Source organism: Stenotrophomonas maltophilia group sp. msm1 (assembly GCF_032025805.1).
In the GTDB taxonomy this organism is placed as follows: Bacteria; Pseudomonadota; Gammaproteobacteria; order Xanthomonadales; family Xanthomonadaceae; genus Stenotrophomonas; species Stenotrophomonas hibiscicola.
The window spans coordinates 1,584,848-1,604,893 of the sequence record NZ_JAVSKH010000002.1 but is presented as its reverse complement, the minus strand read 5'-3'; the positions used below and the strand labels follow the sequence as shown (position 1 = coordinate 1,604,893).

Below are 20,046 nucleotides of genomic sequence, written 5' to 3'. Positions count from 1 at the left end.
GGCAGTGCAGCATCTTCTTCACGAAAGTATTGCACTTCACGGCGGGCATACGTAATATACGCGGCCTGCACCGACGCAATCGCGAACGTTCAGAAGCAAAAACGGGCGGTTAGCTCAGCGGTAGAGCACTACCTTGACATGGTAGGGGTCACAGGTTCGAACCCTGTACCGCCCACCACGAAGTCCTCGGAAGAGGGCTGTCGTGAAATGCAAAGCCCGGCCCTGGCGCCGGGTTTTTACGTAGCAAGGCCTGCTTTCGGGCGGCAAGAACAAGATGGGCGGTTAGCTCAGCGGTAGAGCACTACCTTGACATGGTAGGGGTCACAGGTTCGAACCCTGTACCGCCCACCACCTGGCTCCCGGCACTGCCGGTGCAACGGTGGATCAGAGTGAAAGCCGGCCCCGGGCCGGCTTTTTTCGTTTGCGCCAGTGGGCTGCAGCCAGCGGTCAGCGTTGGGCCACCCATTCGTCGATGCTGATCATGCGCTGCAGCCGCCAATGCCCGTCCACGCGTTCCCAGACCTGCGCAACGCGTGCCGAGCCGGTGCGCTGCTGCGGGGTGTCCGCCCGCAGGGGCTGGTTGCCCACGCGCAGCACGCGATCCTGGCGCAGCCGGTAAAGCTGAAGGGTGGCCGGGTCTGCTTTCTCATCCGGCATTGGAGATGCTCCTGCCTGCCCAGCCTCGGCCTGCAGGATCTGGCTGCGCAGGGAAGCATCCCCGGCGTCGGCATCGCGGCCGAACAGGCCAGCGCACAACAGCAGCAGGGCAAGCATCGGCATGGCACGGTGCTCCGGAGAAGGGAGTCCAGCGTGGCACTGCCCCCTGCGGTGTGAAACCGGTATGCGACGAAAGCCGGTAAAGCGCGCGCCAAGGCGCCCGGGGAAGGATGAATCCGGGGCCGGAAGTGCCGGGCCGCCCCAAGAGACGGCCCGGCGCGATGCCCGATGCGGGTGGGCGCCGATCAACACCGCTGCGCTGGGTCAGCGCTGGCGACCCGCAGCTCGGCTTCGATTACAGCGGATCACAGCACAGCACCTGGCCAGGCTTGCCGGAGTTGCCGAACGGGCAGCTCGGATGCGGCTCGCAACCGGGCGCATAGCCGGTCTTGGGCGCAACGGCAAAGGCCTGGCTGGTGCCGAAGGCCATGGCCGCGACAACGACGATACCGGCGACGGACGAGAACAGCTTCTTCTTACCGATCATGCGTGGCTCCTTCAGGTGTGGAAATGCACGGTGTAGGCCGTTTGCGGGACGGCCTTGCACAGGTCAGTTCGGCTGGCAGCAGATGCGGGTACCACCGATTGTCCCGTTGCCGCCGAAAACGCAGCCCGGCGTGTAGGTGCAGCCCGGCGCGAAGCCAGCCTTGGTTGGCTTCGCAAAGGCCTGGGACGCGCCGAACGACAGCGCGGCGACAACGACGATACCGGCGACGGACGAAAGGACCTTCTTTCCGATCATGTGTATCTCCTTGGTTGGCGTTGGTGTTGCAGTTGCCGAAGGCACCGGAGTGCCGGTTGTGGCGCGAATCTGGTGGCGAGGGCGGGCGCGCGGATCGGGCGCGTGGCGCCTCAGTGCAATGCAAGGCGAGGCGCCAGCGACTTCATGGCGGCCTGCACGACCTGCTCATCGAGCTGGCCGACGTGTTTGTAGGCCACGCTGCCATCTGCAGCCAGCACCACCAGCATCGGTGTGACCGTGGCGCGGTAGCGTCTGGCGGCATCGCCGTCGCTGTCGATGGCAATCGGGAAGCGCAGATCGTGCTTGCCGGCGTAGTCGGCCAGTTCATCGTAGGGAGGAAGCCCCACGCCGACCAGCTCGCTGGTGCCACGTCCGCCAGCAATCTGCTGCAGCTGCGGCATCGAGGCCAGGCAATAGCGGCAGGCGGTGGAAAAGAAGTACAGGATCTGGGCAGTGCTGCGTTCGCCGCCGATCATCACCCGGGTGCGCTGGGTGGTTTTCAATGCCAACGTATCGGCACGCGTGCCCAGCGCCAGGCCATGCGCCTCATGCTGCATGGCCTGCAGCTGGGCGGCCATCTGCTCGTTGATCTGCCGCAACTGGCGGTTCTGCCATCCCAGCGCGATGATCAACGCCGACAGCAGCAGGGCAGCAACAGGAACCAGGGCGCGCTTGAGCATTGATCATCCTTGAACGCAGCGTTGTCCGGAACATACCCGAACTGCGGCGCGAGTTGTTAAGCAGGCGTTCCGCGCGTCGCCGTGGCGTGCGCGCCCCTACCACTCTCAGGATCCGTCTCAGATGAGCGAGCATGTTCCGGCTCCCCGGACCAATCCATTCGTCGAGCTGCTGTTCGGCGGCAACATGCTGGAAGGCACCTTCAAGGCCGTGGTCTGGGTAGCTCTGCTGGCTGCGGTGCTGGCCTGGGCCACCTTCCGCTGAGCCATCGCGCCCCTGCGCTCAGGCGTTGAAGACCTGCCGCAGGCTGTGCAGCGTAGCCTGGCGGTGCTCCTTTGCGGTCGCTTCGCTCATCTCAAGTTCCTGCAGGCGCAGCCCGACCAGGGTCATCGACAGCGCGTAGGTGCGTGCCGCATCGGCGACGCGCGAAAGCCCGAGTGCGCGGCGGGCCAGCGCATCCACATGCTCCAGATCGGGCATAAGGCCCAGATACGCACGTTCTGCGCTGTCCAGGTCGGGAGCACACAGGATCGCATGGGCTTCGAGGGGGGCGGAGACGCAGGCCATGAGGGGTGTCCTTGTCTGTAACGGGCGCTCGCTCAGAACGAGCGCATCAGGGAAACGAAGGCCGACGTCTGTGTCCCACGCCGCGCCATCGGGCTGTCCTTTACTGCATCGCCGAACCGCTGGTTGGCGGCCAACGGAAAGCTGATGGCAGCGGAGAACAGCAACAGGCGCAGCAGGGTCGGGGGCAGCAACGGCATCGATCAGCCACTTTGCGGAGGATGGCTGTGCATGGTGCGGGCGCAACATTGTCAGAACATTGCGCGTCGGCAATCGGCACGCGAAGGCGCCCAAACCCGGCGCAAGGCACTATGATCGGCAGCGTTTCCGGTAGCCGAACCCCCTGATGCGCATCCTCCTGGTCGAAGACGATCCCGATCTGTCCCGAGCCCTGCAATCGGGCCTGGAGCGGCAGGGCGTGGTCGCCGACGTAGTCGGAAGCCTGGCCGAAGCTACGATCGCGCTGCGCGAACCGGTACACCAGTTGATGTTGCTCGACCGCCAGCTGCCCGATGGCGATGGCGCGGCGTTCGTCGCCACCGCGCGTGCACTGCGGCCTAACCTGGCGGTGATCATGCTGACCGCCAAGGGCACGTTGTCAGACAAGGTCGAGGGCTTGGATGTGGGGGCCGATGACTACCTGGTGAAGCCAGTGGCGATCGAGGAACTGATGGCGCGGATCCGTGCAGTCTCACGGCGGCCCTCGGCGATGGTGACGCCGCGCCTGCACCTGGGGCGGCTGGAATTCGACTTCGAATCGCTGCAGGCGCAGGTGGGAGGCCAGCCGCTGGCACTGCCCCGGCGCCAGGTGCTGGTGCTGCAGGCGCTGGCGATGCGCCAGGGGCGCACGGTCACACGCAGCGCGCTGGAAGCGGCGGTGTACGGGTTTGATGACGAGATCCAGTCCAATGCACTCGACGCGCACATTTCCAAGCTGCGCAAGGCGCTGCAGCAGGCCGGGGCCGGTGTGGAGATCCATGTGATCCGCGGCGTCGGCTATCTGCTGGCGGAGGCGTGAGATGACCCGACCGATCCGCTCCATCACGCTCGGCCTGGCCTGGCGGTTGTTCCTGGCGCAGGCCTTCACTGTGTTGTTCGCGGTGGTCGCGTTGATCCTGACCTGGGGCGACAAGGACACTTGGGGAATGGACATGTTCACGGCCGAGGCGGTAGCCAAAGCCGTGCACAGCGAAGGCGGCCGGCTGGTACTGGACCAGGCGCGCTGGGACAGGCTCAATGCCGGGGCGGGGGGCAACCTCTGGTTGGCGGCGGTTGATGACAGGGGCACGTGGCTGGAGCGCGGCACGATTCCTGCGGTCCACGCCCCGTTGCTGGCACGCTTGCCGACGGTGGGCGCCACCGAACTGGGTTCACTGGTGCCGCCCTATCTGGACGTTGCGCGGGTGATGATCCGCAACGAGGATGGGCGGCGCATCACGGTGATGGTGGGCGGGGCGCCGAAGGGCGGGCTGCTGGACGGCGCACTGATGGTGCTGCGCCTGATCGGCCTGTGGTTCTTCCTGCCGTTGATCGTGGTCACGCTGCTGGTGATGCCGACCGTGATCCACCGTGCGATGCGCGGCGTGCGTCGATCCGCACAGCAGGCCAAGGAGCTGGATATCGGCCAGCCGGGTGCGCGGCTGGATGCGCAGCTGGTATCGACCGAGGTCGCGCCGCTGGTGGAAGCTTTCAACGACGCGATCGACAAGGTGCAGCAGGGCTATGCAGCACGTGACAAGTTCCTCGCCGATGCCGCGCACGAGCTGCGGGTGCCGATTGCAGTGGTACAGGCGCGCTTGTCGCAGCTGCCGCAGGGTGAGCTGAAATCGCAGCTGCTGACCGACGTGGCGCGGCTCGGCAACGTCGCCGAGCACCTGCTTGACCTGCAGCGGCTCGATCGCAATGTCGGCGCACTGCAGCGGCTGGATCTGGCGCTGCTGGTGCGTGAAGCGGCCGCCGATCTGGCGCCACTGGTGGTCGGCGCCGGCTATGGCTTCGAGGTGGATGCGCCGGAGTCGCCCGTGTGGATCCATGGCGACAGCCTGGCGCTGGGGCGGGTGATCGCCAACCTGGTGCACAACGCCATCGTCCACGGCGGCGGGCGCGGCACCATCTGCGTGCGCCTGGATGCACGTGGCCTTCTGGAAGTCAGCGATCAGGGCGCCGGTATTCCGGTGAGTGACCGTGAAGCGATCTTCGAGCCGTTCCATCGCCTGCGCGCGGCGGGCAGCGGCAGTGGCCTCGGCCTGCATCTGGTGAAGGAAATCGTGCAGCATCACGGCGGCTCGGTCAGTGTCGGCGAGGCCACCGGCGGTGGTGCCAGCTTCCGGGTCAACTTCCATCGCGGCACCGTCCGGCGCTGACAGCCGCGCGGGGGAAACCCCGATAGGCAGCCTGTAGCGCCTGGCGGCAGGCTGATGGAATGGCTTCCGAACGTTCCGCGCCGGCCCTGTTCGGCCCCGGCTGCGCTGCCGGCCTGGTGCTGGGCGCGCTGGCCTGCGTGCAGATGCCGGCGCTGCTGCCGCTGTGGCTGAGCGCGCCGATGGCGGTTGCCGGCGGCGCGGGCTGGCTGCTGCGCTGGCGCGGCCGCCCCTGGGCTGCAATCGTGCTCGGCCTGGCATGGGCAACATTGCACGGGCATTGGGCGCTGCACGGCCAGCTGCCACCCGGCGCGCCGCCGCAGGATGTGCGGGTGAGCGGACGGGTCGCCGATCTTCCGCAGCGGGGGCCCGGCTACACCCGTTTCGTGTTGCACGTGGATGAGGCCGATGCGCTGCCAGCGCTGCGCGGCAAGCGCCTGCAGGTCACCTGGAACGATCCGTGGCGCGGGTCGTCAGCGCACGAGGCCGAGGGCGGGCGGCATGCGGTTCGTGCGGGATCGCATTGGCAGTTGCCGCTGCGCGTGCGTGCGCCACGTTCGCGGATCAATCCCGGCGGCTTCGACGGCGAACGCCATGCCTTGCTGCGCGGCATCTCCGGCAATGGCACGGTACGCGACCCGGGGGCTGCGCGTGAGCGCGCGCCTGCGCAGGGCCTGCCAGCCTGGCGCGAGCGCAGCAGTGACGCCATCGCTACGCAGGTGGCACATCCTGCCGCGCGGTTCGTGCAGGCCTTGGCGCTGGGCGATACCCGCGGGCTGTCCGATGCCGACTGGGAGCACCTGCGCGCGCTGGGCCTGACCCATCTGGTCGCCATTTCCGGTTTTCACGTGGGCGTGGTGGCGGGCTTCGGGGTACTGCTGTGCCGCTTGTCGTGGTGGCTGTGCCCGGTGCTGGGACGTTGCTGGCCACGGCCACAGGCGGCGGCATGGGGTGCAGCGCTGGCCGCAGCCGCCTATGCCGTGGCCGCCGGCGGCGCGCTGCCAACGGTGCGCGCGGCGCTGATGATCGGGCTGGTGGCACTGGCCCGTGCCGGACGTCGCCCGGTGGGTGCGGGGCAGGGGTTGGCCCTGGCCGCGATGGTGATGCTGCTGCCGGCGCCGCTGTCGGTGTTGTCGGCCGGCTTCTGGCTCAGCTTTGGCGGGGTGCTGTGGCTGCTGTGGTGCCTGCCGCGAACCGGGCCGGAGGGCGCCGGTGGGGGCCTGCGTGGCTTCCTGGCCGCCCAGGGCGTGGCCAGCCTCGGCCTGTTGCCGCTGTGCGTGGCCCTGTTCGGCGGCACCGCGCGGTTGGGGCCGCTGGTCAACCTGCCGATCATTCCGTGGTGGACGTTGCTGGTGGTGCCGTTGTCGTTGCTGGGTACGGGGCTGCATGCGCTGCACGAGGGAGCCGGCCGCTGGTCCTGGCGTGCTGCGGCCTGGCTGTTCGAGCTGAGCTGGCAGGCGCTGCAGCCACTGGCGCTGCACCCGCAGGCCATGTGGTGGTTGGCCGAGGCGCCGCGCTGGGCCGTACCGGCGGCATTGGCGGGGGTGTTCTGGTGGCTGCTGCCACGCGGCGCCGGCGGTGGCCTGGCGGGCCTGCTGCTGTGCCTGCCGCTGTTGTGGCCGGCGCGGCATGCACCGGCCGAGGGGGAACTGGAGCTGCTGGTGCACGATGTGGGGCAGGGCACAGCGGTGCTGGTGCGTACAGCGCGGCACGCACTCTGGTACGACGTAGGGCCTCCGACCGGCGGCGAGGGCAACGAGCGCATTCTGGTCCCGGCCCTGCGCGCGCTCGGCCAGGCGCCGCCCCGGCAGGTGATGCTCAGCCATGACCATCTTGATCACACCGGCAGCCTGTCCAGCCTGCGACGGCAGCTGTCCGGACTGCAGCTGCTGGCGCCACCGGGCAGCACCATCGCCGGCGCCACGCCCTGCCAGCAGGGGCTGCGCTGGCAGTGGGACGGGGTAGATTTCCAGGTCCTGCACCCGGCGCCGGGCAGCCGTGAGGCCGAGAACGAAGACAGCTGCGTGCTGCGCATCGCCAGCCACCACGGCGTGGTCCTGCTGCCGGGTGACATCGGCCGACCGGCCGAGCGGACGCTGCTGCAGTCGTCTCCGGCCGCGCTGAAGGCGGATGTGGTGCTGGTGCCGCATCATGGCAGCGGTGGCAGCTCCAGCGCGCCGTGGGTGGCCGCCGTGGCGCCACGGTTGGCGGTGGTTTCGGCCGGCCACCGCAACCGTTTCGGCCATCCACGCCAGGACGTGGTCCAACGCTGGCAGGCGCAGGGGGCGGAAGTGCTGGCCACGGCCGACTCCGGCGCGATCCGCGTATGGCTTGGTGCACAAGGGCTGCAGCTGCGTGAACAGCGTATCCACGCATCCCGGTGGTGGGATGCCGCTGGGCGGGCGCGGTCGGCTGCTATCCTATCGCCGAACGAACAAGCGGCCGTTGGGCCGGAGGGTTGAAACGTGTGGGAACTGGTCAAGGCCGGTGGCTGGCCGATGGTGCCGCTGCTGCTGTTGGGCGTACTGGCTTTGGCGATCATCCTGGAGCGTTTCTGGTCCCTGCGGCGGACTGAAGTGATGCCGCCCGGCCTCGGCCAGGAAGTGCGCAACTGGGCCGCACGCGGCAAGCTTGACCCGGCGCACCTGCAGACCCTGCGTGCCAACTCGCCGCTGGGCGCGCTGCTGGCGGCCGCGCTGGAAGCGCGCAACCGCCCGCGCGACCAGATCCGTGAGCGCATCGAGGACACCGGCCGCCACCTGGTGCACCGCATGGAACGTTTCCTCAACGCGCTGGGCACCATTGCCTCGGCCGGCCCGCTGCTGGGCCTGCTGGGCACGGTGATCGGCATGATCCAGATGTTCCTGGGCATCCTCGACCATGGGGTGGGCGACGTGAACCAGCTGGCCGGCGGTATCGGCAAGGCGCTGGTGTGCACCGCCACCGGCATGATCGTGGCCATTCCGGCACTGATGTTCCATCGGTACTTCAAGGGCCGCATCCACGGCTATGTGGTGGAAATGGAGCAGGAAGCCAGTGCCCTGCTGGACACGCTCGACGGTCGCCCCGGGGTGATGAACCCGGCCGCGCCGGCGCGACCGGCCAACGCCGCGACGGCGAAGGCCTGATCGATGCGTATCGGCAATGACCGCTCCCAGGATGAGCCGCATATCGATCTGGTTCCGCTGATCGACGTCATCCTGGTGCTGATCATCTTCTTCGTGGTCACCACCACCTTCGATGCGCGCTCGACGCTGCAGGTGCAGCTGCCTACCGCCAGCCAGCAGCCCAACAACGAGCCGCCGCGTTCGCTCAGCGTGCTGATCAACGCCGAAGGCCGCTATTTCATCAATGACCAGGAAGTGCTGCGCAGCGACGTCGAGTCGGTCAAGCAGACCATCGCGTCCGTGGCCGGCAGTGACCGCAGCCAGCCCGTGCTGCTGCGCGCCGACGCACGCACTCCCTACCAGGCCGTGGTGACTGCGCAGGACGCGCTCGGTCAGCTCGGTTTCCGTCGTATCGCCATTGCAACTGCGCCAGAGGTGCGTCCATGAGTTCCCATCACGCGCCGGTGTGGCCGATCTACAAACGTCTGCTGGGCTACACCCGCACCTACTGGGTGTTCATGGTGGGCGCGGTCATCGCCATGGTGGTCGAAGCCCTGGCCGGCTATCACTTCACCAAGCTGATGGAGCCGCTGGTCAACGAGGGGTTTGTCGATCCGCAGCCGCGCGCGGCCGTGGTCCTGCCGCTGACCATCCTCGGCCTGTTCCTGATGCGCAGCGTGGCCACCTGGGTCAGCGACTATACGCTGGCCAAGACCGGCCGCAGCGTGGTCCGCGACCTGCGTGAGCAGGTGCTGCAGAAGTACCTGCACCTGCCGTCGTCGCACTTCGACACCGAAGCAACGCCGGTGATGGTCAGCCGCCTGAACTTCGATACCGAGCAGGTCACCCAGGCCAGCGCCGACGCGCTGAAGACCGTGGTGGCCGATACCCTCACCATCATCGCGATGCTGGCGGTGATGCTGCAGATGAGCGTCAAGGTAACCCTGGCGATGCTGCTGGTGGTGCCGCTGATCGGTGCCATCGTGTCCTACGTGGGCAAGCGCTATCGTCGCATCAGCCGCGGCATCCAGGACGGCATGGGCACGATGGCGCAGACCGCCGAGCAGTCCTTGGCGGCGCAGCAGGAAGTGAAGGTGCACGGCACCCAGCAGCATGAGATCTCGCGCTACTCGCGCCTGGCCAACCGCATGCTGGCGCTGAACATGAAGGTCGAGGTGACCCGCGCAGCGGCGTCCAGCGTGGTGCAGTTCCTGGCCGCACTGGCGCTGGCGGTGATCGTCTGGGTGTCGACCCGCGAAGCCCTGGCCGGCCGCCTCAATGCCGGCCAGTTCATGGGCCTGATGACCTCGATGATGGCGATCATTCCTTCGCTGCGGCGCCTGACCAGCGTGCAGACCTCGATTTCGCGCGGCGTGTCCGCCGCCGAGCGCCTGTTCGGCATCCTCGACATGCCGGTGGAGCGCGACGAAGGCCAGCACCGCGTGCAACGCGTGCGTGGCGAACTGGCGTTCGACCACGTCATGCTGCGCTACCGCGAAGACAGTGGCATCGCCCTGGACGACATCAGTTTCGTTGCCAGGCCGGGTACGGTGACGGCCATTGTCGGCCGTTCCGGCAGCGGCAAGACCAGCCTGATCCGGCTGGTGCCACGCTTCTACGAGCCCAGTGGCGGCGTCATCACCCTCGATGGCGTGGCGCTGGATGACTATCCGCTGGCCGACCTGCGCCGGCAGGTGGCGATCGTCGGGCAGAAGGTGATGCTGTTCGATGACACCATCGCCGCCAACATCGCCTATGGCATGGAAGCGACCGACGAGCAGATCCGCGCGGCGGCCGAAGCCGCCAACGCGTGGGAGTTCATCGCACGTATGCCGCAGCAGCTGCAGACGCCGGTAGGCGAGAACGGCGCGCTGCTGTCCGGTGGCCAGCGCCAGCGCCTGGCGATCGCCCGCGCGATCCTGCGCGACGCCCCGATCCTGATCCTCGACGAAGCCACTGCGGCGCTGGACAACGAATCCGAGCGCCTGGTGCAGGACGCGCTGCAGCGCCTGATGCCCGAACGCACCACGCTGGTCATCGCGCACCGGCTGTCGACCATCGAGCATGCCGACCAGGTGCTGGTGATGGACCATGGCCGCATCGTTGAACGCGGCACCCACAAGGAGCTGCTCGAGCTGGGCGGCCTGTACCAGCATCTGCACAGCATGCAGTTCCGCGAAAGGCAGGACTGATGGCCGGCAAGGGTACCCAGACCCCGGCGTACTGGTACGACGGCAGCCCGGTTCCGTGGGCGATGCGCCTGCTGGCACCGCTGTACGCCGGCGTCACCGCGCTGCGCCGGCGCGCCTATCGGCGTGGCTGGCGCAAGCGTTACACGCTGCCGGTGCCGGTCATCGTGGTTGGCAACATCACCGCCGGTGGCACTGGCAAGACGCCGCTGACCATCGCACTGGTGGAGCGCCTGCGTGCCGCCGGCTGGAAGCCGGGCGTGGCCAGCCGCGGTTACGGGCGCGAGGATGCCGACACGCCGCTGTGGGTAAAGGCCGACACGCCAACCGCCAGGGGCGGTGACGAGCCGGTGCTGATCGCCTGGAAGACCGGCGTGCCGGTGCGCGTGGACAGTGATCGGGTTGCTGCCGGCAAGGCGCTGATCGAGGCCGGCTGCGATGTGATCGTCTGCGACGACGGTTTGCAGCACTACCGGCTGGCGCGCGACATCGAGATCGAAGTGGTCGATGCGCAGCGTCGCTATGGCAATGGCCGGATGATTCCGGCCGGGCCGCTGCGCGAGCCGGTCAGCCGCGCCAGCGAGTGCGATTTCCGCGTGGTCAATCTCGGCCAGGCCGATGAGGAGACCGCGGCACAGGCCTGTGGCTTCGGCCAGTGGCCAATGGCCCTGCACATCGACAGTGCGCAGCCGCTGGCCGGTGGCCGCGCGCGCCCGCTGGCGTACTTCAAGGGCCAGCGCGTGCATGCGGTGGCCGGCATCGCCCATCCGCAGCGCTTCTTCGACATGCTGCGCGCGCGTGGCATCGGCGTCGTGCCGCATGCGTTCGCCGACCACCAGGCCTATCAGCCGCAGGACCTGTCCTTCGGCAGCCAGCTGCCGGTACTGATGACCGAAAAGGATGCGGTGAAATGCCGGGCGTTCGGCAACGACTGGCATTACGCGGTTCCGCTGCGCGCCGAGTTGCCCGCCGCGTTCTGGGTGGCGCTGACTGACCGCCTGGACAAGCTGCGACCGAACTGAGCGGCGCAGCGGCGCTTGCATTCACGCGCCGCCGGCCGCATTCCCCTTGTAACGAGCCTGCCGAGTACCGCCCCATGACCGAATTCGTCGTAGCCATCCCGGCCCGCTATGCCGCCTCGCGGCTGCCCGGCAAGCCGTTGCGCCTGCTGGGTGGTGAACCGCTGGTACTGCACGTGGCGCGCCGCGCGCTGCAGGCCGGCGCCCGGGAGGTCTGGGTAGCGACCGACGATCAGCGCATTGCCGATGCGCTGTCCGGGCTGGCCGAGGTGAAGGTGGCGATGACCGCGACCACGCATGCCTCGGGTACCGATCGCCTGGCCGAGTGCGCACGCATTGCCGGCTGGGCCGATGACACGGTGGTGGTCAACCTGCAGGGCGACGAACCGTTCGCACCGGCGACCGGCATCCGCGCGGTGGCAGATGCGCTGGTCGCTGGCACTGCGCCGATGTCGACTCTCGCCACGACCGTCGAGGACGCGCACACCCTGTTCGACCCGAACGTCGTGAAGCTGGTGCGCAACGTGCGCAACGAGGCGATGTACTTCAGCCGCGCGCCGATCGCCTGGCACCGCGATGGCTTTGCACGCAGCCGCGACGCGCTGCCGGCCGGTCACAACTGGCTGCGCCACATCGGCATCTACGGCTACCGCGCCGGTTTCCTGCAGCGGTTCGCGGCAATGCCGCCGGGCCAGCTGGAGCAGGTCGAATCGCTGGAGCAGCTGCGTGTGCTGGAGGCGGGCTACCCGATCAGTGTGGCGATCTCGCCCGAACCATTCCCGCCGGGCATCGACACGCCCGAGGACCTGGAGCGCGCCGAAGCGCTTCTTCAGGCGCTGGCTGCCCGATGAAACTGCTGGTCGTCTGCCTCGGCAACATCTGCCGTTCGCCGATGGCCGAAGGTGCGCTGCGTGCACGCCTGGAGGCCTCGCCGCTGGCCGGGCGGGTGCAGGTGGATTCGGCCGGCACCGGCGACTGGCACGTGGGCGAGCCACCGGACCGGCGTGCGATCGCCTGCGCGGCCGGGCACGGTGTGGACATCGGCAGCCTGCGCGCACGCCAGCTGCAGGCCGCGGATTTCGACCGTTTCGACTGGATCCTGTGTGCCGACGAGGCCAACCTGCGTGACGCCGGTCGCCTGGCGTCGGTGGCGCAGCGCGAACGGCTGGCGCTGTACCTGCCCTGGTCCGGCGCGCAGGGGCGGATCGCGATCCCCGATCCGTACACCGGCGGGAGCGATCATTTCGAACAGGTCTGGTCGCTGGTCGACGATGCTGCAAAACGTGCAGTGGCACGACTGTTGCATGACGCCGACTCCGGCATAATCGGATCATGAACGTCCAGCCCGTCCCGGACCTGCCCGAGTTCGCCACCTGGCTCAACGCCACCCCCTGCACCCTGACCGAACTGCGCGGCCGGCCGGTCGCGCTGCTGTTCGTCAATGCGGCCTCCGCCTGGAGCGCGCAACGCCTGGCCGAGTTCGGCCAATGGCTGTCGCGCCATCCGGGCAAGCTGCAGCCGCTGGTGCTGCAGGTGCCGCGCTTCGATTTCGAACGTGACGCCAGCGCTGCACTGAAACTGCTGCGTCGCCAGGGCCTGACCATGCCTGTGCTGCTGGATGCCGACTGGGATGGCTGGCGCCGCTTCGGCGTCAGCGCCTGGCCGACCCTGGTGCTGCTGGATGCACAGGGCAGGGAGCAGCAACGGCTGATCGGGCTGGGGGCCCCCGGTGAACTGGAACGCGCCTTGAACGCGCTGTGCCAGGGAGCCCCTTCGGCGCCGTCGCGCGGGGGCAGCGAACTGCATCCGGAACCGCGCCAGGCACTGCGCTTCCCGTTGGGGCTGGCAGTCAGCACCGAGCGCCTGTACATCGCCGACAGTGGCCACCACCGCATCCTTGAATGCAGCCACGGTGGCCGCATCCTGCGCCAGTTCGGCCTCGGTACCGCCGATTTCATGGATGGCAACCTTGCCGAAGCGGCATTCCATCGCCCGCAGGCGCTGGTGCTGGAGCGCGATTCGCTGTACGTGGCCGATACCGGCAACCATGCCGTGCGCCGCATCAACCTGTTGACCGGCATCGTCGACACCCTGTGTGGCAACGGGCGCCCCGGTGCGCCGGTGGAAGGTCCGGTTGCGCAGCCGCGGCAGGTCTCGCTGGACCACCCGGTCGGCTTGGCCATTGCCGACAACCAGCTGCACATCGCGATGGCCGGCGACAACCGCATCTGGAGCTACCACCTGGGCCAGCGCAGCCTGCAATGGCGCGCCGGCAGCGGCTCCATTGACGAGCGTGATGGCAGCGGCCATCTGGCGGCCTTCGCCCAGCCCACCGCGCTCGCCGTGGTGCAGCAGGTGCTGTACGTGGCCGATGCGCTGGGTTCCTCGATCCGCGCGCTTCAGCTGCGTGGCGACCTGGTGCAGACCCTGGTCGGGCAGGGGCCCTGGCGCTTCGGCAGTGAAGACGGTCCCCGCGCCCAAGCCAGCCTGCAGTTCCCGCAGGCCATCGCGCTGAGCCCGGATGCGCCGCTGCTGTGGATTGCCGATACCGGCAACGGCCGCCTGCGCACGCTGCGCCTGGGCGGAGGCGAACTGACGACCCAACCGCTGCCGCGTCGCCTGCATGGCCCGGCCGGCCTGGCGGTGGGGGCCGGGGCGGTGTGGATTGCCGAGACCGACGCCCATGCCGTGCTGCGATTCGATCCCGACAGCGGCGTGCTCAGCGAAGTACCGATCAGCGAATGACCGACGTTCCCGCCCCGGCCTTCGACGGCAAGGCCTTCGCGGCCCAGCTCAGCACCGCGCCCGGCGTGTACCGCATGTACGCCGCCGACGACACCCTGCTGTATGTGGGCAAGGCCCGTGCACTGCGCAATCGCGTTGGCAGCTACTTCAACGGCAGTCCGAAGAACGCGCGGATCATGTCGATGATCTCGCAGATCGCGCGCATGGACGTGACCGTCACGCGCTCGGAAGCCGAGGCGCTGCTGCTGGAAAACCAGCTGATCAAATCCCTATCGCCGCGTTACAACGTTTCGCTGCGCGACGACAAGACCTACCCGCATGTACTGCTGACCCGCGAGGACTGGCCGCGCATCGCGCTGCATCGCGGCCCGCGCGCCATTCCCGGCCGCTATTTCGGGCCGTACCCGGGCGTGACCGCGGTACGCGAAACGCTGAACCTGATGCACAAGCTGTTCAAGCTGCGCAGCTGCGAGGACAGCGTGTTCCGCAACCGTTCGCGGCCGTGCCTGCAGTACCAGATCGGCCGTTGCAGCGCGCCGTGCGTGGAGCTGGTAGCGCCTGCCGAGTACGCCGAATCGGTGCGCCGCGCCGCGCTGTTCCTGGAGGGCAAGAGCGACGAGCTCACCCGCGAGCTGGGCGAGCAGATGCAGGCCGCCAGCGAGGCGCTGGAGTTCGAGCAGGCCGCGCGCCTGCGCGATCTGATTTCCTCGCTGCGCAGCATGCAGACCCGCCAGTACGTGGATGGCCGTGCTGCCGACCTGGACGTGCTGGCGGTGGCCATGCAGGGGTCGCAGGCCTGCGTGCTGCTGCTGGCGTTCCGCGATGGCCGCAACCTCGGTACCCGCCCGTTCTTCCCCCGCACCAATGGCGAGGAGAGCCCGGAAGAAGTGCTGGCCGCGTTCGTTTCGCAGTACTACATCGAATTCGAGCCGCCGCGCGAGATCCTGCTGGACCGCGAAATTCCCGACGCCGACCTGCTGGTTGCCGCGCTCTCGGCCTCGGCCGAGCGCAAGGTGCAGCTGAAGTGGAACGTGCGCGGCGAGCGCGCCGGCTACGTGGAACTGGCCAGCCGCAACGCGCAGCTGACCCTGGCCACCGAACTCAACAGCCGCAACGCGCAGCACGCGCGCAGCGACGCACTGCGCGAGATGCTGGGCCTGGCCGAGCCGGTCAAGCGGGTCGAATGTTTCGACATCAGTCACACCCTGGGCGAGGCCACCGTGGCCTCGTGCGTGGTGTTCGACGCCGCCGGTCCGGTGCGCGCGCAGTATCGCCGCTTCAACATCAGCGGCATCGAGCCGGGCGATGACTACGCCGCCATGCGCCAGGCCATCGACCGCCGTTTCCGCCGTGCGGTGGAAGAGCAGGGCGTGCTGCCGGACGTTCTATTGATCGACGGTGGCGCCGGCCAGCTGGCGCAGGCGCAGGCCGCACTGGCCGACCTGGGCGTGGAAGGCGTGCTGCTGGTGGGCGTGGCCAAGGGCGTGGAGCGCCGCGCCGGCCACGAAGCGCTGGTGATGCCCGATGGGCGCGAGCTGCGCCCGGGCGCGGCCAACCCGGCGCTGCAGTTCATTCAGCAGGTGCGCGACGAGGCGCATCGCTTCGCCATCACCGGCCACCGTGGGCGCCGCCAGAAGGCACGGATGACCAGCAAGCTGGAGGATATCCCCGGCATCGGGCCGCGCCGCCGCGCCAGCCTGCTCAAGCATTTCGGTGGCCTGGTGGGCCTGAAAGCCGCTGGCGAAGCGGAAATCGCCAAGGTGGAAGGCATCAATGACGCCCTCGCGGCACGTATCTACGCTAACCTGCACGGGTTGGCCACGCCCGATGCGGCCGAGTAGAGAGAGAAGCACGCAAGCATGAAGTTGACCCTGCCCACCTGGCTGACGTTGTTGCGGATCGTGATGATCCCGGTGCTGGTGCTGGTGTTCTACCTGCCCTATACCTGGACCAACTTCGCTTCGGCGGCGATCTTCGGCCTGGCCGCGATCACCGACTGGCTCGATGGCTGGATTGCACGCCGTTACCAGTTGGAGTCGGCATTCGGCGCCTTCCTCGACCCGGTCGCGGACAAGCTGATGGTGGCAGTGGCACTGTTCCTGATCGTGCAGGGCCACCCGACGCCGTGGATGGCGTTCTGGGCGGCGGTCATCGTCGGCCGCGAGATCGCGGTGTCGGCGCTGCGCGAATGGATGGCCGAACTGGGCCAGCGCGCGAAGGTACGCGTGGCGATGATCGGCAAGGTCAAGACCACCGCGCAGATGGTCGCGCTGTTGTGCCTGCTGTATTCGGTGGCCCCCAACGTGCCGGTGGAAGACATCTGGATGGGCTGGCCGGTGTTCCATATCGGCGACTGGACCCTGGCCATTGCCGCGGTGCTGACCCTGTGGTCGGGCCTGCAGTACCTGCACGCCGCCTGGCCGAGCCTGCGCGATGACGAGCGCGCTGCGCGCGAGCGTGCGCGGCAGAAGAAGCTGGGCAACTGAGCCCATCGATCCGCTATCCACGCATGGCGTGGATCTACTGGAAATGCTGCATCCAACGGACGATGCGGATCTGTCGGTTTGCGGGGATGCTGTAGTAGATCAGCGCGGTGCTGGGCGCCTCGCAGGTCCTGAAAAAAGCGCTTGACGCCATCCTTGGAATAGGTAAAATTTCGCCTCCCAAGCGGGAATAGCTCAGTTGGTAGAGCGCAACCTTGCCAAGGTTGAGGTCGCGAGTTCGAGTCTCGTTTCCCGCTCCAGATTCAAGAAGAACGCTCTCGCAAGAGAGCGTTTTTCATTCTCTCATCGGTGATGAAGTGGCGCTTCATCGATGGCATCGGATCTTCGCGATCCATGCTTGACCTCTGATGTGAATCCGGTAGAATGCCGCCTCCCAAGCGGGAATAGCTCAGTTGGTAGAGCGCAACCTTGCCAAGGTTGAGGTCGCGAGTTCGAGTCTCGTTTCCCGCTCCAGATTCAAGAAAAACGCTCCCGGAAGGGGGCGTTTTTCGTTTGTCGGACCGGATGCGCCCATGGGTCGCCAGCAAGTGTTCGAGGCCGGTGGAGCGGTCAGCGCGACCACGATGCACCGACAGGCACCGCCGTGATCGAAGCGATTGGCTGCCAGCGGCGAGGATGTCCACGCGTGTGGTACGTCGAGCCGGGGAGACGTCGCAATGTGCAATGCGCCGTGAAAAGCATCCAGTGTTCTGTACCGGGAACGCGTTGAAAGCGCAGTGAAAGACTGGGGCAGCGCTGCCTGAACCGCACGCGTGTGGTGACCGTTTTCGGACCAATTCTCCATGTTCGCTCCACAATCGCACGGTAGCCTTCATTCTCCTTCTACACGTTGGCGGGCTGGTGGTCAGGCGTATCACTTCAGTGGCAGTGCCCAGGACAGGGTGCGGACTCTCCCTGCAGGCAGTGCTGCGCCCCGGTGCGTTGTTGGCAACCCTGGCCCTGGCCGGCTGCATGTCGGTGCCCGTCCCGGACCTGCCTGATCGCACACCCAGCGCCTGGACCCAGGTACCGCAGGGCCAGGGCGTGGCGGTGGACGCCAGGCAGTGGTGGAAGGTGCTGGCCGACCCGGCGCTGGATGGCCTGGTCGATCAGGCGGTCGCCGGCAATCTCGACCTGCAGCAGGCCACCTTGCGCCTGCAGGCCGTTCGGATCGTCGCTGGCACGTCCGACTCGCGTTTCCTGCCGGAAATCTCCGCCAGCGCCAAGCAGGTGCAGGACGCCGCCGCTGTCGATACCTACTTCCATGCCGGCATTGAAGCGATCTGGGACCTGGGCCTGTTCGGCGCCGCCGAGAGTGCGCAGCTGAGCGCGCAGGCCTCGGCCGGCAATGCCGAGGCGCTGCGCAATGCCGCGCAGGTAGCGGTGATTGCCGACGTGGTGCGCAGCTATCTGGACCTGACCGTGGCGCAGGCCCAGCAGGATCTGCTGATGCGCCAGCAGGCCGTGGACGACCGCGGCGAACAACTGGCGCGGGTCCGCCAGCGCCTGCGTCTGGACGAGCCGGGCGAACTGGATCGCCTGCGTGCACGCCAGGCCGCCACCCGCGCGGCCACGGCACAGGCCCGGGAAAACGCTGACAACGCGGCCCGCGCGCTGGCAGTGTTGCTGGGGCGAGATGGCCCGGATCCGGCCTGGCGCGCCTATCGCACGCCGCCGAAGCTGGGCACGTTCTCGCTGCAGCAGGTCCCGGCGGACCTGTTGCGCCATCGTCCGCAGATCCTGCTGGCCGAATCGGAGGTGATGCAGGCCGCCGCCAGCAAGGGCTCGGCGCGCGCCGCGATGTACCCGCGGATCAGCCTCGGCGGCTCCATTCTGTATGCCTACAACCTCACCCAGAACGCGCGCTCCAATTCCGACTCCAGTCCGTCGATCGGTCCATACGTCGATATTCCGCTGTGGGACTGGGGCCAACGCCGTGCGCGTTTCCATGCCGATGAGAAGCAACTGGACGCCGCGCTGCTCGGGTATCGCAAGGCCGTGCTGGAAGGCGTGAGCGAAGTGGAAGGTGCGCTGGGCAGCCTTGCACGCCAGGACAGCAGCATCCAGTCGCTGCGCGCGGCCAACGATGCCGCCAACCAGCAGGTCAAGCGCCAGGCGCGGCAGGTGCAGCTGGGCCTGTCCAGCGAGTTCGATGGGCTGGACACGCAACGTGCCGCGCTCGCTTCGCAGGCGGATCTGATCGGTGCGCAGGGCGCACGCGTGCTGGCGTTTGCTTCGCTGTACCGCGCCCTTGGCGGCGCACCGCTGCCGGTCGAGGCTGAGGGCGAACCGCAATGATCGCGCTGGCCCGCAAGACCCTGGCCTATGAGTGGCGCCGGTTCCTGCCGGTGGTGCTGGCGATGTGTTTCGCCGGCATGCTGCTGATCGTGCAGGCGGCACTGGTGCTGGGCATCTTCGGCACCGCTGCGATCTACGTGAAGGCATCCTCGGCCGATATCTGGGCCGGTTTCCCCGGCACCCAGAGCGTCAACTACGGCCATGCGATCAGCGCCGACGTCGAAAGCCACCTGCGCATGGACCCGGATGTCACCCGCGTCGAACCCTACGAGTGGGTCGACGGCGAATGGCGGTCCGGCGCGCAGGGCACCGGCAATGTGTCGGTGTACCTGTCCGGCATCTCCACCCGGGACGACGGGATGATGTTCGCGCGCATCCTCCCTGCGAACCTGCGCGCGCAGCTTCGCGAGCCGGGTGCGGTGATCGTCGACAGCGCCGATCTGGATACGCTCGGCGTGGACCTGCAGAACAACCGTGCCTGGATCAATGGCAAGGCCGTGCGCGTGGTTGCCGCGCAGCCGGGCCTGCGTGGCCTTGGTGGTGTCAACGTACTGGCTTCGCTGGATACCGCGCGCGCCATCGCTGGTACCGACCCACATGAGGGCAGTACCTACTTCGTGGCGGGCCTGCGCTCGCCGGACCTTGCCGAGCGCGTGCGCGATCGCTTGGCCGCGTCAATGGGCCAAGCTACGCCGGTCGAGTTCTGGACCGCGCCGGCGTTCGCCAGCCGTTCGCAGCAATACTGGCTGTTCGACACCGGCGCCGGCATCGCGGCGCTGTTCATGGCCGTCATCGTCTGCTTCGTCGGCGCGGTGATCACCAACCAGTCGTTCGCCTCGGTAGTGGCAGGTTCGGTGCGCGAGTACGCCACGCTCAATGCGCTCGGTGCCGGTCGCTACGCGCTGGCGCGGGTGGTGTTCGAGCAGGCATTGCTGATCGGTGGCGTGGGCATGCTGCTGGCGGCGGCGTTCAGCACGGTGGTGCTGTTGATCGCGCAGACCCAGCGCGTACCGGTGCAGCTGACGCCGATGGTGATCCTGGGCTGCGTGGCGCTGGTCGCGGTGATGGCCATGCTCTCCAGCATCATGGCGGTGCGCAGCGTCGTCCGCTCCGATCCATCGTTGCTGCTGCGTTGAGGACCGGC

Annotated in this window: 20 protein-coding genes, 4 tRNA genes and 1 pseudogene; 19 read left to right on the top strand and 6 right to left on the bottom strand. The window is 67.9% G+C overall.

Annotation, left to right across the window (positions count from 1 at the left end):
- Positions 1-103: 103 nt before the first annotated feature.
- Both ROV95_RS15115 and ROV95_RS15110 read left to right on the top strand, forming a co-directional pair.
- Positions 104-178: transfer RNA gene (locus ROV95_RS15115), tRNA-Val, on the top strand.
- Positions 179-276: 98 nt separating this feature from the next.
- A tRNA-Val gene (locus ROV95_RS15110) sits at positions 277-351 on the top strand.
- A gap of 96 nt (positions 352-447) precedes the next feature.
- On the opposite strand, the gene ROV95_RS15105 is transcribed toward ROV95_RS15110, so the two are convergent.
- The 4 genes from ROV95_RS15105 to ROV95_RS15090 all read right to left on the bottom strand — a co-directional run bounded on the left by ROV95_RS15105 (position 448) and on the right by ROV95_RS15090 (position 2,139).
- Positions 448-780 carry a hypothetical protein gene (locus ROV95_RS15105; RefSeq protein WP_312545084.1) on the bottom strand — a complete coding sequence of 111 codons (333 nt, stop codon included), beginning with the start codon at positions 778-780 and terminating at the stop codon, positions 448-450.
- A 232-nt stretch (positions 781-1,012) separates the two neighbouring features.
- A complete protein-coding gene (locus ROV95_RS15100; protein ID WP_019659008.1) occupies positions 1,013-1,204 on the bottom strand; it encodes a hypothetical protein in 192 nt (63 codons plus the stop codon).
- A gap of 63 nt (positions 1,205-1,267) precedes the next feature.
- Complete coding sequence (locus ROV95_RS15095; RefSeq protein WP_019659007.1) at positions 1,268-1,459, bottom strand: hypothetical protein; 192 nt, start codon at positions 1,457-1,459, stop codon at positions 1,268-1,270.
- A 110-nt stretch (positions 1,460-1,569) separates the two neighbouring features.
- A complete protein-coding gene (locus tag ROV95_RS15090) occupies positions 1,570-2,139 on the bottom strand; it encodes a TlpA disulfide reductase family protein (protein WP_019659006.1) in 570 nt (189 codons plus the stop codon).
- A 121-nt stretch (positions 2,140-2,260) separates the two neighbouring features.
- Between ROV95_RS15090 and ROV95_RS15085 the strand changes: the two genes are divergently transcribed.
- Entirely contained in the window at positions 2,261-2,401 is a 141-nt protein-coding gene (locus ROV95_RS15085) for a hypothetical protein (RefSeq protein ID WP_021203593.1), read from the top strand.
- A gap of 18 nt (positions 2,402-2,419) precedes the next feature.
- Here the strand turns inward: ROV95_RS15085 and ROV95_RS15080 are convergent, their stop codons facing one another.
- A complete protein-coding gene (locus tag ROV95_RS15080) occupies positions 2,420-2,704 on the bottom strand; it encodes a hypothetical protein (RefSeq protein ID WP_019659004.1) in 285 nt (94 codons plus the stop codon).
- A 32-nt stretch (positions 2,705-2,736) separates the two neighbouring features.
- Positions 2,737-2,832, bottom strand: a pseudogene (locus tag ROV95_RS15075) (MipA/OmpV family protein); the annotation flags it as partial.
- Positions 2,833-3,047: 215 nt separating this feature from the next.
- Here ROV95_RS15075 and ROV95_RS15070 point away from each other — a divergent pair.
- The 16 genes from ROV95_RS15070 to ROV95_RS14995 all read left to right on the top strand — a co-directional run bounded on the left by ROV95_RS15070 (position 3,048) and on the right by ROV95_RS14995 (position 20,038).
- On the top strand, positions 3,048-3,719 hold the full coding sequence (locus tag ROV95_RS15070) for a response regulator transcription factor (protein ID WP_019659002.1): 672 nt from the start codon (positions 3,048-3,050) through the stop codon (positions 3,717-3,719).
- Between the two features lies 1 nt (position 3,720).
- The gene (locus tag ROV95_RS15065) at positions 3,721-5,064 is read left to right on the top strand and encodes a HAMP domain-containing sensor histidine kinase (RefSeq protein ID WP_312545082.1); all 1,344 of its coding nucleotides are present in this window, start codon (positions 3,721-3,723) and stop codon (positions 5,062-5,064) included.
- A 59-nt stretch (positions 5,065-5,123) separates the two neighbouring features.
- The gene (locus tag ROV95_RS15060) at positions 5,124-7,523 is read left to right on the top strand and encodes a DNA internalization-related competence protein ComEC/Rec2 (protein WP_227843942.1); all 2,400 of its coding nucleotides are present in this window, start codon (positions 5,124-5,126) and stop codon (positions 7,521-7,523) included.
- 3 nt (positions 7,524-7,526) lie between these two features.
- The gene (locus tag ROV95_RS15055) at positions 7,527-8,189 is read left to right on the top strand and encodes a MotA/TolQ/ExbB proton channel family protein (RefSeq protein WP_134729523.1); all 663 of its coding nucleotides are present in this window, start codon (positions 7,527-7,529) and stop codon (positions 8,187-8,189) included.
- A gap of 3 nt (positions 8,190-8,192) precedes the next feature.
- Complete coding sequence (locus tag ROV95_RS15050) at positions 8,193-8,615, top strand: biopolymer transporter ExbD (protein WP_005415977.1); 423 nt, start codon at positions 8,193-8,195, stop codon at positions 8,613-8,615.
- Positions 8,612-10,360, top strand: a complete 1,749-nt coding sequence (gene msbA / locus ROV95_RS15045; RefSeq protein WP_134729525.1) for a lipid A export permease/ATP-binding protein MsbA — start codon at positions 8,612-8,614, stop codon at positions 10,358-10,360. Before ROV95_RS15050 ends, msbA begins: the two co-directional genes overlap by 4 nt.
- Positions 10,360-11,379, top strand: a complete 1,020-nt coding sequence (lpxK, locus tag ROV95_RS15040; protein WP_312545080.1) for a tetraacyldisaccharide 4'-kinase — start codon at positions 10,360-10,362, stop codon at positions 11,377-11,379. Before msbA ends, lpxK begins: the two co-directional genes overlap by 1 nt.
- A gap of 74 nt (positions 11,380-11,453) precedes the next feature.
- Positions 11,454-12,227, top strand: a complete 774-nt coding sequence (gene kdsB / locus ROV95_RS15035; RefSeq protein ID WP_312545078.1) for a 3-deoxy-manno-octulosonate cytidylyltransferase — start codon at positions 11,454-11,456, stop codon at positions 12,225-12,227.
- Positions 12,224-12,712: a low molecular weight protein-tyrosine-phosphatase gene (locus ROV95_RS15030; protein WP_134729530.1), complete on the top strand. Its 489-nt coding sequence runs from the start codon at positions 12,224-12,226 to the stop codon at positions 12,710-12,712. Before kdsB ends, ROV95_RS15030 begins: the two co-directional genes overlap by 4 nt.
- On the top strand, positions 12,709-14,121 hold the full coding sequence (locus ROV95_RS15025) for a hypothetical protein (RefSeq protein ID WP_019658993.1): 1,413 nt from the start codon (positions 12,709-12,711) through the stop codon (positions 14,119-14,121). Before ROV95_RS15030 ends, ROV95_RS15025 begins: the two co-directional genes overlap by 4 nt.
- Positions 14,118-15,962 (top strand): excinuclease ABC subunit UvrC, encoded by a 1,845-nt coding sequence (gene uvrC / locus ROV95_RS15020; RefSeq protein WP_197591995.1) that lies wholly within the window; start codon positions 14,118-14,120, stop codon positions 15,960-15,962. The genes ROV95_RS15025 and uvrC overlap by 4 nt, the downstream gene beginning before the upstream one ends.
- Positions 15,963-15,980: 18 nt before the next feature.
- Positions 15,981-16,607: a CDP-diacylglycerol--glycerol-3-phosphate 3-phosphatidyltransferase gene (gene pgsA, locus ROV95_RS15015; protein WP_012510614.1), complete on the top strand. Its 627-nt coding sequence runs from the start codon at positions 15,981-15,983 to the stop codon at positions 16,605-16,607.
- Between the two features lie 181 nt (positions 16,608-16,788).
- Positions 16,789-16,864 (top strand) — tRNA-Gly (locus ROV95_RS15010).
- Between the two features lie 138 nt (positions 16,865-17,002).
- A tRNA-Gly gene (locus ROV95_RS15005) sits at positions 17,003-17,078 on the top strand.
- Between the two features lie 360 nt (positions 17,079-17,438).
- The gene (locus tag ROV95_RS15000; protein ID WP_312545155.1) at positions 17,439-18,902 is read left to right on the top strand and encodes an efflux transporter outer membrane subunit; all 1,464 of its coding nucleotides are present in this window, start codon (positions 17,439-17,441) and stop codon (positions 18,900-18,902) included.
- Complete coding sequence (locus ROV95_RS14995; protein WP_312545076.1) at positions 18,899-20,038, top strand: ABC transporter permease; 1,140 nt, start codon at positions 18,899-18,901, stop codon at positions 20,036-20,038. Before ROV95_RS15000 ends, ROV95_RS14995 begins: the two co-directional genes overlap by 4 nt.
- The last annotated feature ends 8 nt before the right edge of the window (positions 20,039-20,046 follow it).